The organism is Alkalimonas cellulosilytica, assembly GCF_036325985.1.
Classification (GTDB): domain Bacteria; phylum Pseudomonadota; class Gammaproteobacteria; order Enterobacterales; family Alteromonadaceae; genus Alkalimonas; species Alkalimonas cellulosilytica.
Window position 1 is genome coordinate 20,047 of the sequence record NZ_JAUHLI010000018.1, and the last position, 15,069, is coordinate 35,115.

Below are 15,069 nucleotides of genomic sequence, written 5' to 3' on the forward strand. Positions count from 1 at the left end.
TCCTATGTCCATGCTATCAGGGACTAGCCTGACAGAGCAACTGGTGACAGCTTTACTGGCGAAGCCTGTTCAACAGGAAGATCGTCTTCGGGCCTGTTATCACTTGCTGGACTGGCTGGGCTGTGTTGCGGCCGGCAGTCCATCGGAGGTGGCCGGGATTTACCGCAGTTTGCTTGCGAGCGAATCCGGCAGTAGTACGGCGTTATGGCAAGGCCAGAGCAGTTTTGATACGGCGCTGGCTTACAATGCAGCTCTTGGCAATGTATTGGAAATGGACGATGTGCATCGTCGCTCTATTCTACATCCTGGCCCTGTGGTGATCCCAGCTGCCTTAGCCGTGGCCGAGCAGCAGAGTGCTTCGCTGGAGCAACTGCTGGATGCCATAATAATAGGGTACGAAGTCACCATTCGCATTGGATCAGCCATCGGTCGCAGTCATTATCGCTTTTTTCACAATACTTCCAGCTGTGGCGCTTTTGGGGCAGCCATGGCCGCAGGGCTTTTGTGGCAATTAACCCCGGCACAATTGGTGGCGGCCCTTGGCAATGCCGGCAGCCGCACCGGTGGTTTGTGGCAAATGCGTCATGAAGGGGTGCACACCAAGCAATGGCACAATGCTGAAGCGGCCAAAAGCGGTGTGGCTGCCAGCCGCTTGGCCAAAGCGGGCATGACCGGGCCGGTGGCTATTTTGGAAGGGCCCCAGGGGCTCTTTGCTGCCATGTCGGACGATGCTGTGCCTGAACGGGTGCTGGATGACCAGCCGCACTGGTTGCTGCATGACTGCACCTTTAAACCCTGGCCAGCCTGCCGTCATGCCCATCCGGCGCTGGATGTGGTGAGCTCTGTGTTGGCAGAGCACGCTGTGACAACCGCTGAGGTGCAGCACATCCTGATTGAAACCTATCAGGATGCGCTGACTTTTTGCGATAAGCCTATGCCTGTCACGGCTGCCGAAGCACGTTTTAGCATTCAGCATGCGGTTGCTGCACGAATGATTTGGGGCGAGCCAGAGCTCTGGCATTATCAACCCGCACATCTGGCTGAGCCTGCTGTTGCCGCCTTGCGACAGCGTATCCGGCTTCAAGTGGCCGACGATTTGGAGCAGGGCTATCCAATGCATTTCGGCGCCCGCTGCCAGCTTACCCTCATCGATGGGCGCACTTTAACCTACCAATTGGACGACACCCTGGGCGATCCGGAGCGGCCTTTATCGACCGAACAGCTGGTGGCCAAAGCCCGACGTTTGTTTGCTGTGGCAGGACTGTCAAAAAGCTGTATCGACGATTTAACGTCCTTAGGCTGGGCGAAAACATCAGAACTGTCGACTTTATTTGGTTTGTTACAACAGGAGCCGTGCCATGACTAGTGCCATGAGTAGCGCTGCGAGTACTGTCAACAGCAGCGCCATTGACGCCATTTTGGATCATCTGACTAGCGTCACTTATGAACGACTCCCCGACAGCAGCATCCTGGCTGCCAAAGTATTTTTAAAAGACAGCTTTGCTGTGGCGCTCAGCGGCAGTCGGGTACCGACTGTTGCGGCGGTGAAACAGGCGGTGCAAGGCTGGGGGCAGGGGCAGCAGGCGCAGGTCTGGGCCACCGGCGAATGGTTGCCTGCCGGCAATGCGGCCCTGATCAATGGTTTTCAAATCCATAATCAGGAATGGGATGCGGTGCATGAAAAAGCGGTAGTTCATCCGATGGCTACTATTGTTTCTGCCTTAGTAGCTTATGCCCAGCAGCACGAGCTAACCGGCAAGCAGCTGCTGCTAGGGTTGATTTTAGCTGTGGATGTGGCCACCCTGATTGGTAGTTGTGTGACCTCTGGTTTGCGTTTTTTTCGCCCAGCCTGTTGCGGTGCTTTAGGGGTAGCCGCTGGCATCAGTGCCATGCTGGGGCTAAGCCGTGAACAAACCCATCAGGCGCTTGGCATTGCCTACAGCCAGCTCAGCGGCACGATGCAGGCCCATGTTGAAGGCTCACCAATGTTGGCGATGCAAATTGGTATCAATGCCAGGGCTGCAATGCATGCAGTGGATCTGGCCAGAGCAGGCTTTACCGGGCCGAAAGATATTCTGGAAGGGCCTTTTGGTTATTTTAAGTTGTATGAGCAAAGCTATCAGTTGTCCGAGCTATTTGATCGTTTAGGCCGGCAGCATCAGATTGAACAAATCAGTCATAAACCTTATCCAACAGGTCGGGCCGGTCATGGCGCGGTCGATGCCATTCTGACGCTGCAACAGCAGCATCGCTTTTCTGCAGCGGATATTGAGCAGATCTATATTACGGCACCACCGCTGATCCTGCGCCTGGTCGACAGACCCGTGCGAGCGGATATGGACAGCAGCTATGCCAAACTATGCCAGGGGTATATTGCAGCCTGTGCCTTGCTGCATGGCCAGGTTAGTGTCACTGATTTTGACGAAGCGGCACTGCGTGACTCAGAGCGCCTGGCCCTGGCTAATCGGGTATCCATGGCATTAAGCGATTGCTCGGATCCAAATGCATTGGCGCCGATTGATGTAAAGCTGCGGCTGAAAGGTGGATCGGAGCTCGGTTTGTTCCTGCCAGCGGTGTTGGGCCATCCACAACGGCCATTATCGCCTGACCAGCAGCAGCAAAAATTCCTGGCGGCTGTTGCCAGCTGCGTTGTGCCGTATTCGCCACAAGACTGGCAGCAATTGATAAATGCCATAGACCAGCTGGAGCAGCTCGCCAATAGTAGTGACCTTGTTTCCTTATTAATTAGTCCGACACACAGGTAAATTCATGCAAGCATCTTATCCAACCTACTTTGAATCCTTTGATTATCGGGCCATGCTTGACGAGTATCCACTGGGGCCAGCGTTATTAACCCACTTTCAGCAAATGTCAGCTGAAGAGCTTCGGGTATTGCAGAATCAGCGGTTTATGAAGGTGGTGGCTCGGGCCTGGCAAATTCCGTTTTATCAGCGGATCTGGGGGAGTGCGGGCATAACTCCAGCCGATATTCAAAGCCTGGACGACCTTCAGAAGCTGCCACTGATCTCTAAAGCCGATATTATGGACAGTGTCGAAAAGTTTCCACCCATTGGCGATTTCCATGGGCTGGATTCGATCCCTAAAGAGCAGCGCCCACCCCTGGTGTTTCACACCACCAGTGGCACCACTGGCACGCCGCAGCCCTTACTCTTTGGGCCCAAAGGCCGGGAAGTCCAGTCTTTGTTGGTGGCGCGTAGCTACCGCTTTATGGGGCTTAAGCCGGCCGCCACCATTCAAAGTTGCTATGGCCACGGCATGATCAATGGTGGTCATTACATCCGTGAAGCCGTGACCCGTTACACCAATGCCATTTTTCTGTCGGCTGGCACTGGGGTCGAAACCCGCTCGGCCCAACAGGTGCAGTTGATGAAAACCTTTGGTGTGAATGTACTGGTGGGTTTTGTGGATTACATCAAACGGCTGGCCGATGTTGCCATGGATGAAGGTTTGGTGCCAGGCAAAGACATCAAGATTGATATGATCATTGGTCATCTGGGTATGGAAAGCCGCGACAGCATTGCCAAAGCCTGGGGCAACCCGGAGCTGTTTGACTGGTATGGCGTCGGTGATACCGGCTGCATTGCGGCCGAAGGGCCAGATCACGATGGCATGCATGTGTGGGAAGATGCACATTTTCTGGAACTGCTCGACCCAGACACCAATCAACCGGTTGCAGTGGGCGAGCGGGGTAATATGGTGGTGACTTGTTTGTACAAAGATGATGTCTATCCCATTATCCGTTTTAATACCCATGATTTAACGGAACAATTGCCTGGTGAGAATAAGCTTGGCTTGCCGTTTAAGCGCATTCGTGGCTTTATGGGGCGCTCCGACAACATGGTAAAGTTGCGCGGCATTAATATTTACCCGCAAGGCGTTGGTCCGATGCTGGATGAGCGGCCGGAGTTTTTGGGGGAGTTTATTTGCAAGGCGGTGCGGGATGATACTGGTCGGGATGAAATGATCGTCTTAGTGGAAGTCAGCAGCCCGCCGGCGCAGCGCTCAGAGCTGCTGGAGATTTACCAAAGCCTGTTGAAACGGAAAATAGGGATTGAGGTGCAGGTTGAGTTGGTTGGAGAGGGTGAGTTAACCCCGCTGACCCAGGTGGATGTGCGGCAAAAACCGATCCGCTTACTGGATCAGCGCTTTGGCGGCTAAAGCGGAAAAAGCGGATAGAAGGAGCGAGCTGTGAAGCTGGATACGGAGGTGCTGGCTGCGGATTTTTGTCAGCAGCGACAGTGGATAGAAGCCGGAGCGCTGAGCGCAGCGGAATTGTTGCAATGGCAATGGCAGGCTGCCGGGCAGCTCAATCCAAAGCTCAACTGTTTTACCCAGCTGGCAGCGACGGCGCCTGAGCCTCAGCCGCACGGTGCTTTGGCCGGGCTGGCATTGGCGGTAAAAGACAACATTGATGTGGCCGGCTTTGCCACCACAGCCGGGCTGGAAGTACGCCGGCACCACCAGCCCGCGCAGAATGCTTTTGTTATCGAGCAGCTCAAAGCCGCCGGTTGTAGCATCATCGGCAAGCTCAATATGCATGAAGGTGCGCTTGGTGCCAGCAACCACAACAGCCATTTTGGCGATGCCCACAATCCGCACCGTTTGGGCCATACCCCGGGCGGTTCGTCCGGTGGTTCAGGCTCAGCCGTGGCCGCGGGGCTGGTGCCGATAGCGCTTGGAACTGATACCATGGGATCGGTACGGATCCCGGCCTCTTATTGTGGCGTTTTTGGTTTTAAACCGAGCCGCGGTGCAGTCAGCAATCGAGGCTCGGTGCCCTGTGGCCGCAGCATGGATACCATAGGGCCGCTGGCGCGCTCGGCGAGGGATTTAAGCCTGGTCTATCGGCTGATGGCCACTTTTGATGCCAGGAGCCCGGAAGCCATTCGCTTGCCGCCTGAATCCACCACCGACAACCAGCACATCAAAACCCTGCGGATTTTAGTGCCGGAGGCGCTGGATACTTTGGGGGTGGATGACGCTATCCTGCGCGATTTTAACAACAACCTTCAGCTTTTTCGTGAGCTCGGCTGTACGCTGCAGTCCTTTTCCTTTGGCGATTACCCGTTCGCGGCGGCGCGCCGGGCCGGGCTTTTGCTGTGTGAAACCGATATGCGGCTGGAATACCAGCAGGAATGGCAAAACCAGCAGGCTCTGTTTTCCGACTATCTGCGTGCTTTGCTGGCCTACCCGGATCGCAAGAGTCCGCTGGATTACAGTGCGGCGCTGCTGGTGCTGGAGCAGGCTGTAGTTTCTGCCCGGCACTGGTTTACGCAGGGGGATCTGATCTTGCTGCCGACCACACCGCAGCGGGCATTTTCATTAGCTGATCCGGTGCCTGCCAATCAGGCGGATTTAACCAGCCTGGCCAACCAGGCCGGGCTGCCGGCGCTGAGTTTACCGATGCTGAGCGATCAGGCATTGCCGGCCGGCATGCAGCTGATTGGCCCAGTTGGTAGCGACTGGCAATTACTGGCACTGGCCGAGCTGTGGCAACAAGCCAGTGGTTTTCGATATCGTTTGCCTGCTATGGTAGATGAGATAGCGTAACGAGGTGACAGAATGGCAGGTCCGTTAGCCGGGGTTAAAGTATTGGATTTAAGCCGTATTCTGGCAGGTCCCTGGGCAACCCAGGTGCTGGCTGATTATGGCGCTGAGGTCTGGAAGATTGAAAAGCCTGGTGAAGGGGATGATACCCGGCGCTGGGGGCCACCGTTTTTGCACGATGAAGCCGGGCAGAATACCGGTCAGTCGGCCTACTTTTTGTGTGCCAACCGTGGCAAACGCTCTGTCTGCATTGATATCACTACTGAGCAAGGCCAGCAGCACATCAGACAGTTGGCTGTCCAGGCCGATGTGCTGGTTGAAAACTACAAAGTCGGTGGCCTGGCCAAGTATGGGCTGGATTATTCCAGCCTGGCGGCGCTAAATCCCCGACTGATTTATTGCTCGATCACCGGTTTTGGCCAGACGGGTCCTTATGCTCAGCAGGCCGGTTACGATGCGATGATCCAAGGGTTGGGTGGCTTAATGAGCATTACCGGCGAGCCGGATGATAAACCCGGTGGTGGTCCTCAGAAAGTGGGCGTTGCGGCTGCTGACTTGATGACCGGTATGTACGCTGTCTCGGCCATTTTGGCTGCCTTGCATCATCGCAACCAGACCGGCCAGGGCCAATACATCGATTTAGCCTTGCTGGATACCCAGGTGGCCTGGCTGGCCAATCAGGCCTCCAATTATCTGGTCAGTGGGGAGGTGCCACAACGTCTTGGCACAGCCCATCCGAATATCGTGCCCTATCAGGCGATGCAATGCCGCGATGGCTTTATGCTGCTGGCGGTGGGCAATGATCGCCAGTTTCGTAGTTGTTGCACCGTGCTGGGCTGCCCTGAGCTGGCCGATGATGCGCGTTTTATCAGCAATGCGTTGCGGGTACAGCATCGGGATGCACTGATCCCCTTGCTCGCCGTTCAGCTGTTGCAGCATGGGGTCGGGCATTGGGTTAAAGCATTGTCCGAGCAGCATGTGCCTTGCGGGCCTATTAATAATCTGGAGCAGGTGTTTGCCGATCCGCAGGTCCAAGCCCGCAGCATGCACATTCAGGCCAGGCACAGCAAAGGCTATCAGGTGCCTATGGTGGCCAACCCAGTGAAGTTTTCTGCAACTCCGTTGTCGTTTGACCAGGCGCCGCCAGAGCTTGGTGAGCATACCGATGCTGTTTTGCAGCTGCTAAAAGGCCGTTAACCTCTTTTAGCAGCCGTTTTTCCCCACCTTTTGTCAATTGTCAATTTCCGCTGCCAAGGCGCATGGACTAGGGCAGTCAGGCCCGTTAGATTTGTCCGTACAACTTGATAAAGGAGTGGGCTATGACAACGCTAGTGGTCTTGTTTAATCTGAAATCCGACGCCGATCAGCAGGCTTATGAGCAATGGGCCAAAACAACTGATTTACCAACAGCCGGCGCTTTGCCTTCGGTCGATGCATTCAACCTCTACAAATCGCAAGCGCTGCTGATGAGCGATGAGCGGCCACCTTACCAATACATCGAAGTGATCAAGGTGAATGACATGGCGCAGTTTGGTCAGGATGTGACCACAGAAACCATGCAAAAAGTTGCCAGCGAATTCCAAAGCTTTGCGGATAACCCGCTGTTCATTTTAACGGAACAAATCTAAGGAGGGGGTATGGCACAGTATCCGGATCTGGCAGGCAAAGTCGCGGTGATAACCGGTGCCGGTCGTCGTCAGGGATTGGGTGAGGCGATGGCCAAACGCTTGGCTGCAGAAGGCTGCACCGTAGTGATTACCGATCTTGGCCAGGGGCAGGGAGAGCACTTGCCAGACAGCGCCATTGGAACCACGGATGAAATGCAGGGCATCGTGCATGACATAGAGCAGGCCGGGGGAAAAGCTGCTGCTTTTGTTTGCAATGTGCTTAACCCAGATGAGGTCGCGTCAGCCGCGCGTTTTGCCGTGGATACTTTTGGTCGGCTGGATATTTGGGTCAATAATGCCGGCGTCGGCTACCTGATGAAACCCATTTTAGAGATGAGCGTTGAAGAATGGGATACGGTGCTGAACGTCAATCTGCGCGGCGCTTTTTTGGGCACCAAGTACGCCGCAGAACAAATGGTCAAACTGGGCAATGGTGGCAAAATCATCAACATCGGCTCTCAAGCCTCCAAATCGGCCTTTGCCCATGCCTCGGCCTACACCACCTCCAAGCATGGTATGACCGGCTTGACCCGGGTGGCGGCGCAGGAACTGGGACCGCATGGTATCAACGTCAATCAAATCTGTCCCAATCATGTTACTACCGGTCTTGGTGCCTGGCAAAACGCCCATTTTTCTGAAGTCACGGGTAAAGGGTACGAAACCTATATGGCGGATATGCGTGCCCGAATTCCATTAGGACGGCCTGGTTTGCAGGAAGATATTGCCAAAGTATGTGCTTTTCTTTGCTCTGAGCAAGCTGCGTACATCAGTGGTGAAGCAATGAATGTCTCGGGCGGTGAAGAGTATCACTAGCGTTGTGGCTCATGTTAACAGCAGTAAGAACAGGATTATCGCTATGAAGCAACAATACAAGTGGCCGGAGCAAGCGCGTTTGGCCTTATCCATAGTTGTTAACGTGGAAGAAGGTTCCGAATACAGTATTCGTGACGGCGATGCCGGCATGGAGCCGGTCGATGAATTGCAGGTGCATTTGAAAAAGCCCATTCGCAATTATGGCAATGAGTCAAATTACCAATATGGTCTGAATGAAGGGGCCGGGCGCATTATTGCTTTGCTGGATAAATACCGCATTCGCGCCACCTGGACCGCTGCGGCATTAAGCCTGGAGCGTGCACCTGAGCTGGCAGCCGCGATACGCCGTCGTGACGATGAAACCTGCTCACACGGCTATCGCTGGGTACATCAGTTCCGCATGAATGAAGATGAGGAGCGGGCCTTTATTCGGCAAGCTGTCAGCAGCATTGAGCAGACGACCGGCAAACGGCCGTTAGGCTGGTTGTCGCGCTATCTGCTGACCGATAACACCCGTCGTTTGTTGCAAGAGGAAGGCTTTCTGTACCACATGGACGATTACAGCGCCGATGCGCCTTTTTGGGCCAAGGTGGACGGCTCTAACGAGCCGATGGTCATTGTTCCTTATGCATTGGACTCGAACGATATGAAAATGTGGGTGGCGCCTGCCTATACCCCGGAACAGTGGCTCAAGTATGCCAAAGACAGCTTTGATGTGCTTTATGCCGAAGGTGAGCAGCAACCACGGATGATGAGCCTGGGGCTGCATTTACGCATCATTGGCCGTCCTGGTCGTATTTGGGCGCTGGAGGAGTTTTTCCGTTACGTCACAGCTAAACCCGGTGTCTGGTTTGCCAGCCGTGAGCAAATTGCCCGTCATTTTCAGTCGGTGGTGCCACAATCTGAAGTGAAGGAGAATAAATGATGGCATTAATTCGTAGCTTGTTATTTGTTCCTGGCAACCGGCCCGATCGTTTTCATAAAGCTTTGGCTAGTGAGGCGGACTTGATCTGTATTGATCTGGAGGACGCCGTGCCGCTGGCGGAGAAAGATACCGCTTTTTCTGCAGTGCAGTCCTTCTTGAGTACACTTGACCCGGCGCAGCGCAATCGGGTAGTGGTTCGGATAAACCCACTGTCGACCCAGTTGGGAGAGTGTGAACTGGCAGGGTTTAGTGCTTGTCCTCCGGCTTATCTGATGCTGGCAAAGTGTCAGAGTACGGAAGAAGTGGAACGGGCTGTCCGTGCTCTGCAAGGGCGCAGCAAGTTAATAGGTTTGATTGAGTCGCTCTCAGGATTGATGCAGGCTGCTGAGATTGCCCGCTCCAGTAAATCTTTAGTTGCCCTGATGTTTGGTGGTGCCGATTTGGCAGCAGAGCTGGGTTGCGATTTTAGTTACGAGCCTCTGTTGCTGGCGCGATGTCAGCTGGTTCAGGCAGCAGCACTTGCCGGTGTTCAGCTGTTGGATGTCCCCTTTGTTGATTTACAAGACCAGGAGGCGTTGCAGCAGGAGACACGCCAAGTACGAGCTCTTGGCTTTACTGGTAAAGCGGCGATTCATCCGAAACAAGTTCAACTCATTCACCAGGCTTTACAGCCAAATTCAGAGCAGTTGGTTTATGCCAAAAAAGTCGTAGCTGCTGCATTTTCTGATTCTGCCGAAGCTGTGCTGGTGGTGGATGGAAAAATGGTCGACAGGCCGGTTGTGCTGACCTGTCAACGGATATTGGCGTATGCCGGAGAAGATTCCAGTGATGGAATCAGTAGTCAACATTAATTCAGGTGGAACTACCATGGTACAAAATGTAAAAAAAATCAGTGAAAACCGTTTTCGTGAATCTTTTGGCCGTCACTACGAAGACTTTCATATTGGTGAAATCTACGAGCATCGTCCGGGACGCACCATCACCAAAACCGACAATACCTGGTTTACGCTGCTGACCATGAATACGCATCCGATGCACTTTGATGATGAGTATGCCAAAGCCAGTGAATTTGGCAAATGCATTGTTTGCTCACCTTTAACGGTGGCTTTGATGGTCGGCATGAGTGTGACCGATGTGAGCCAAAAAGCCATCGCCAATCTGGGGTGGGATGATATCAAGCTGACCCATCCACTGTTTGAAGACGACACCTTAACGGCCGAGTCTGAGGTACTGGATAAACGCGAGTCCAAGTCACGCCCAGGGGCAGGCATTGTCACGGTTAAAACCACCGGTTTTAACCAGCATGGCACCGTGGTATGCAGCTTTGTGCGCAAAATGCTGATTGCCAAGCAAGGTCACTCGGTTGAAGACAAAGTCAATTATTAAGCGGAGAGAATTATGTCCGAGCTATGGAGTAAAGAAGACGAGCAGGCCATTCTGGATATGATTGAACGCTGGGTCGAGCAAGATGTTCGTCCCATTGCTCAGGAATATGATCAGGCAGATAAGTACCCACACCAGCTGGTCGAGCAAATGAAGGATTTGGGACTGTTTGGTGCCACCATTGGCCAGGATTATGGCGGCATGGGCTTACCTGCAACCATTTACGCCAAAATCGTCCTGAAAGTGGCATCGGCCTGGATGGCACCCAGTGGCATCTTCAATTCGCACCTGATCCAGGCCTCCGCCATCGAACGGGCGGGCACCGAAGAGCAGAAAAGCCGCTTCTTGCCCCGCATGGCCAGTGGCGAGCTACGCGGTGGCATCGCCCTGACCGAGCCTAACGCAGGCACCGATCTGCAGGCCATACGTGGCACGGCGGTGCGCGATGGTGAGGATTACATTTTAAATGGCACCAAAACCTGGATCACCAACTCGCTGAACGGCAACTCGCTGGCAGTGCTGATGAAAACCGATGCCAAAGCGGTGCCGGCCCACAAAGGCACCAGCATGTTTATTGTCGAAACCAAGGATGCTGACGGCAACTTTAAACCGGGCATTAAGGTTTCAAAGCTAAAGAAGCTGGGTTATCGCTCCATTGATACCTGCGAAGTGGTGTTTGAAGACTTCAGAGTACCGGCTGCCAACCTGATTGGTGAGGTGGAGGGCAAAGGCTTTATCCAGGCGCTTGGAGGGTTAGAGCTGGGCCGAATCAATGTGGCCGCCCGTGGTGCTGGCATCGCCAAAGGGGCCCTGGATTTGGCGGTCCGTTATGCGCAGGAGCGGGAAACCTTCGGCAAAGCCATCTGCAATCATCAGGCGATCCAGCTGAAACTCGGTGAAATGGCAGTGCAGGTCGAAGCAGCGCGGCTGTTGATTGAGCAGGCAGCAGCAAAGTTTGATGCCGGTGAGCGTTGTGATATGGAGGCGGGTATGGCGAAATATGCCGGCTCTGAAGCTGGGGTGTTTTGTGCCAATGAGGCGATGCGCATTTTCGGCGGCTACAGCTACTCGGTTGAGTACGATATTGAGCGCTACTACCGCGATGCCATGCTGATGTGTATTGGTGAGGGAACGAACGAGATGCAGCGCATCATCATTGCCAAACAGCTTATTGAGCGCTATAAAATCTGAGGGAGTATGGTATGAAAGCACTTCCTCTGCAGGGGATACGCATTGTGGCCGTCGAACAGTATGGAGCCGGACCTTATGGCTCCATGTTTCTGGCGGACTTAGGTGCCGAGGTGATCAAGATTGAAAATCCAGCCATTGGCGGTGATGTTTCGCGACAGACTGGACCTTTTTTTCTTGGGGATAACGACAGCTATTTCTTTCAAACATTTAACCTGAATAAAAAAAGTCTGACGCTGGATTTAAAGCAGCCTGAAGGCCGTACTGTGTTTGAAAAGCTGGTTGCATCTGCTGATGCGGTGACGAATAACTTGCGTGGCGATCAGCCCGATAAGTTGGGTTTGACTTACCAGGCACTTCAGCACATCAATCCAAAAATTGTCTGTGGTCATTTATCGGCCTATGGTCGTGACAACGACCGTAAAAGCTGGCCGGGCTACGACTATTTGATGCAGGCGGAAGCCGGGCTGATGTCACTGACCGGTGAGCCCGGTCAGCCACCGGCACGCTTTGGTGTCTCGATGGTGGATTTTATGACGGGGGCTGTTGCCTCTCTGGGTTTGACCGCAGCCTTGCTCGGTGCTCACCGCACCGGACAGGGGCGTGATGTGGACGTCTCCTTGTTCGATGTTGCCCTGCATCAGTTGTCCTACCCGGCTACCTGGTATTTGAATCAGGGGCATATTACTGAACGGGTTGCACGCTCGGCGCATCCCGCTACAGTGCCCTGTCAGCTTTATAAAACCGCAGATGGATTTATTTTTCTGATGGCGATGACTGACAAGTTCTGGCAAGTATTGGTTGGCATCTTGCAAGATGAGGCGCTGCTACAGCCTCGTTTTAGCTCAGTGGCAAACCGGCGCGAGCATCGTGATGCCTTAACGCTTGAAATGGACAGGGTGTTGAGCCAGCAAAGCACAGCCTACTGGCTGGAAACTCTCAAAGGCCAGATTCCCTGTGCACCTGTGCTGGATTTACCCCAGGCACTGCAAAACCCTTACATCCGGGACATAGGTATGGTTCGCACTGTGCCTCACCCTGAAAAAGCCGATATGCAAATCCTGGGCTGCCCCATTAAGGTAGATGGCCAGCGGATGGCCGGCAGAGCTGCAGGTGCTATGGGAGCAGACTCCGTCAGTATTTTATCTGAGCTGGGGTATAGCGGCAGTGAGATTGCCAAGCTGAAATTGGCGCATGTGATTTAAGGGAGGCGTGATGAAACTGCAAGGGATACGGGTGCTGGATTTGTCGCTGTTTTTGCCAGGACCACATTTTACCATGATGATGGCCGATCACGGTGCCGAGGTGATCAGCCTGGAGCCGCCGGGCGGCGAACCGGTGCGTCAGATCGGTTTGCAGCAAAACGGCCAGTCGGTCTGGTTTCGTAATGTCTATCGCGGCAAAAAGAGCATCAACCTAAATTTGAAATCGCCGGCTGGCAAAGCGGCCTTTTTAAAGCTGTGTACCACGGTGGATGTGCTGGTGGAAGCGTTTCGACCGGGAGTGATGCAGCGGTTAGGGCTGGATTACGATACCATCAAAGCGGTGAATCCTGGCATCGTCTATTGCTCGATTTCGGCCTATGGCCAGCATGGCCCGAAAGCTCAACAACCAGCCCATGATTTGAGCATTCAGGCCGATAGTGGTGCTGTTTCTATCAATCAGGGCCTGGATGGCAAACCCGCGATGCCCGGCATGCCGGTCGCTGATATGGCCGGTAGTTTGATGGCATTTTCCGGCGTGCTGATGGCGCTGCTAAAAAAGCAGCAAAGTGGTCAGGGCGATTACCTGGATATCTCGATGCAGGACGCACTTGTTGCCTGGTATCCAAATGTAATGGGTCCGCCTTTTGCAGAGCAGCGTTCGCCTGAGGTCAAGCAAGAACGCAGCTGGGGTGGGGCGGCCTTTTATCAGATTTACGAAACCAGTGATGGTCAATTCTTAACCCTGGGGGGAAGCGAGCTTAAGTTTGTCAACAACCTGCTGGTGGCTTTGAACCGACCTGATTTAATCGAGCTTTGCAAGCTCCCCCCGGGCCAGGCACAGCAGCCGGTCAGGGACTTTTTGCAAGAGTGTTTTGCTCGACAGTCGTTAAGCTACTGGCAGGTGTTTTTGTCAGAAATTGATGTCTGTTGGGCACCTGTCCGGAGCTTGTACGATGCTGTGCATGAACCTCACTTATCGTATCGGCAGATGCTTGTTACCGACGACGAAGGAAATCAGCACTTGGGAGTTCCGATCAAATTCTTACAGCAACCGGCCCAGCCTACCTGGCGCCTTCCTGAGTTTGGCGAGCATACAGAAGCTATTCTGATCGAGCTGGGTTTTAACCAGTCTGAGATCCTTTCGATGAAAGCGGATGGTGTTTTTTAGTCAGTGACTCTGAAAACTTAGTAGACTTGTGTTTGAGAGGAATTCAAGTGCTGAATAAACAAATCCGGCTTGCCAGAGATATCTCCGGATTTCCCCGGGAAAGTGACTTTTATCTGGTTGAGGAAGGCTTGCCCGAATTAATGGACGGACAGGCACTGTGCAGAGCAAAATATTTATCATTGGATCCTTACATGCGCAGTCAAATTGCAGGGAAGCATCTGCAGGGTGCTGTAGCGGTTGATGACGTCATGCGCGGTGAAACGATCAGTGAGGTGGTGGCATCAAAAGAGCCAGCCTTGCCGGTTGGCTCACTGGTACGTTGTATGGGAGATTGGCAAACCTACAGCATACAACAAGCACAGTCCGTTCAGCCGGTTCCCGCAGGCGTTCCTGCCCATTTCGCGCTGAATGTTTTGGGAATGCCCGGTCTGACTGCTTATGCCGCTCTTATCTGGCTAGCCCGAATTCAACCTGGTGAGTTGGTTGTCATCCCGGGAGCTGCGGGTGCTATTGGCTCCATTGCTGGGCAGTTGGCAAAAAAGCGCGGCTGTACTGTTATTGGTATTGCCGGTTGCAACATGAAGTGTGACCTTGCAGTCAGCCAGCTTGGTTACGATGCATGTATTAACCGGCGACAGGAAAATGTTGCAAGCCGATTATCTGAGTTGGCTCCTAATGGCGTTGATGTTTATTTCGACTTGGTTGGTGGTGACATGCTGCACACCATCAGTCAGCAATTAGCTTTACATGCGCGCATTGTGCTTTGTGGGCTTAGTTCAGAACTGCATTTGCCTCATCGTTCACCCGGACCGCCGTCAGCCTTGTGGATTAAAGCCAGAGCAACCGTGATGGGACTGGTTGTGTATGATTTCGAAACAAGGCGTCAAGAGTTTATTGAGCAATGCTTACCAGCGATCCGCGCCGGTGATTTTTATCTTCCGGTGGATTTAAGCTATGGTCTGGAACAGGCACCTGCTGCATTTTGCCGCATGTTAGCAGGCAATACCATAGGCAAAACTTTGATCAAAGTCTGAAATATTTATTTATGAATATTGTTTAACTTCATGTTTTTATTTGTTTTGTTTTTTCCTTTCACTGATACCATCGTGTAATAGCACTAAAAGTCATTCGCCATTAAAGTGATTTGCTTGT

At 53.4% G+C, this 15,069-nt stretch carries 14 protein-coding genes; all 14 read left to right on the forward strand.

All coding sequences use genetic code 11. The features are described 5' to 3' along the window. Positions 1 to 4: 4 nt before the first annotated feature. Positions 5 to 1,366 carry an MmgE/PrpD family protein gene (locus QWY20_RS15750; protein WP_330129958.1) on the forward strand — a complete coding sequence of 454 codons (1,362 nt, stop codon included), beginning with the start codon at positions 5 to 7 and terminating at the stop codon, positions 1,364 to 1,366. Further along, positions 1,359 to 2,765, forward strand: coding sequence for an MmgE/PrpD family protein (locus QWY20_RS15755; RefSeq protein WP_330129959.1), 1,407 nt, complete (start codon positions 1,359 to 1,361; stop codon positions 2,763 to 2,765). The genes QWY20_RS15750 and QWY20_RS15755 overlap by 8 nt, the downstream gene beginning before the upstream one ends. A gap of 4 nt (positions 2,766 to 2,769) precedes the next feature. Next, positions 2,770 to 4,179, forward strand: a complete 1,410-nt coding sequence (locus tag QWY20_RS15760) for a phenylacetate--CoA ligase family protein (protein WP_330129960.1) — start codon at positions 2,770 to 2,772, stop codon at positions 4,177 to 4,179. Positions 4,180 to 4,209: 30 nt separating this feature from the next. Beyond that, entirely contained in the window at positions 4,210 to 5,571 is a 1,362-nt protein-coding gene (locus QWY20_RS15765) for an amidase (RefSeq protein ID WP_330129961.1), read from the forward strand. 12 nt (positions 5,572 to 5,583) lie between these two features. Next, on the forward strand, positions 5,584 to 6,765 hold the full coding sequence (locus QWY20_RS15770) for a CaiB/BaiF CoA transferase family protein (RefSeq protein ID WP_330129962.1): 1,182 nt from the start codon (positions 5,584 to 5,586) through the stop codon (positions 6,763 to 6,765). A gap of 122 nt (positions 6,766 to 6,887) precedes the next feature. Further along, complete coding sequence (locus QWY20_RS15775) at positions 6,888 to 7,196, forward strand: REDY-like protein HapK (RefSeq protein WP_330129963.1); 309 nt, start codon at positions 6,888 to 6,890, stop codon at positions 7,194 to 7,196. A 9-nt stretch (positions 7,197 to 7,205) separates the two neighbouring features. Next, the gene (locus QWY20_RS15780; RefSeq protein ID WP_330129965.1) at positions 7,206 to 8,048 is read left to right on the forward strand and encodes an SDR family NAD(P)-dependent oxidoreductase; all 843 of its coding nucleotides are present in this window, start codon (positions 7,206 to 7,208) and stop codon (positions 8,046 to 8,048) included. A 43-nt stretch (positions 8,049 to 8,091) separates the two neighbouring features. Then, a complete protein-coding gene (locus QWY20_RS15785; protein ID WP_330129966.1) occupies positions 8,092 to 8,973 on the forward strand; it encodes a polysaccharide deacetylase family protein in 882 nt (293 codons plus the stop codon). After that, complete coding sequence (locus QWY20_RS15790) at positions 8,970 to 9,824, forward strand: HpcH/HpaI aldolase/citrate lyase family protein (protein WP_330129967.1); 855 nt, start codon at positions 8,970 to 8,972, stop codon at positions 9,822 to 9,824. Before QWY20_RS15785 ends, QWY20_RS15790 begins: the two co-directional genes overlap by 4 nt. 16 nt (positions 9,825 to 9,840) lie before the next feature. Next, on the forward strand, positions 9,841 to 10,359 hold the full coding sequence (locus QWY20_RS15795) for a MaoC family dehydratase (RefSeq protein WP_330129968.1): 519 nt from the start codon (positions 9,841 to 9,843) through the stop codon (positions 10,357 to 10,359). Positions 10,360 to 10,371: 12 nt separating this feature from the next. Then, positions 10,372 to 11,547 (forward strand): acyl-CoA dehydrogenase family protein, encoded by a 1,176-nt coding sequence (locus QWY20_RS15800; RefSeq protein ID WP_330129969.1) that lies wholly within the window; start codon positions 10,372 to 10,374, stop codon positions 11,545 to 11,547. An 11-nt stretch (positions 11,548 to 11,558) separates the two neighbouring features. Beyond that, the gene (locus QWY20_RS15805; protein ID WP_330129970.1) at positions 11,559 to 12,749 is read left to right on the forward strand and encodes a CaiB/BaiF CoA transferase family protein; all 1,191 of its coding nucleotides are present in this window, start codon (positions 11,559 to 11,561) and stop codon (positions 12,747 to 12,749) included. Between the two features lie 10 nt (positions 12,750 to 12,759). After that, a complete protein-coding gene (locus tag QWY20_RS15810) occupies positions 12,760 to 13,917 on the forward strand; it encodes a CaiB/BaiF CoA transferase family protein (RefSeq protein WP_330129971.1) in 1,158 nt (385 codons plus the stop codon). Between the two features lie 47 nt (positions 13,918 to 13,964). Beyond that, complete coding sequence (locus QWY20_RS15815) at positions 13,965 to 14,951, forward strand: NADP-dependent oxidoreductase (RefSeq protein WP_330129972.1); 987 nt, start codon at positions 13,965 to 13,967, stop codon at positions 14,949 to 14,951. The last annotated feature ends 118 nt before the right edge of the window (positions 14,952 to 15,069 follow it).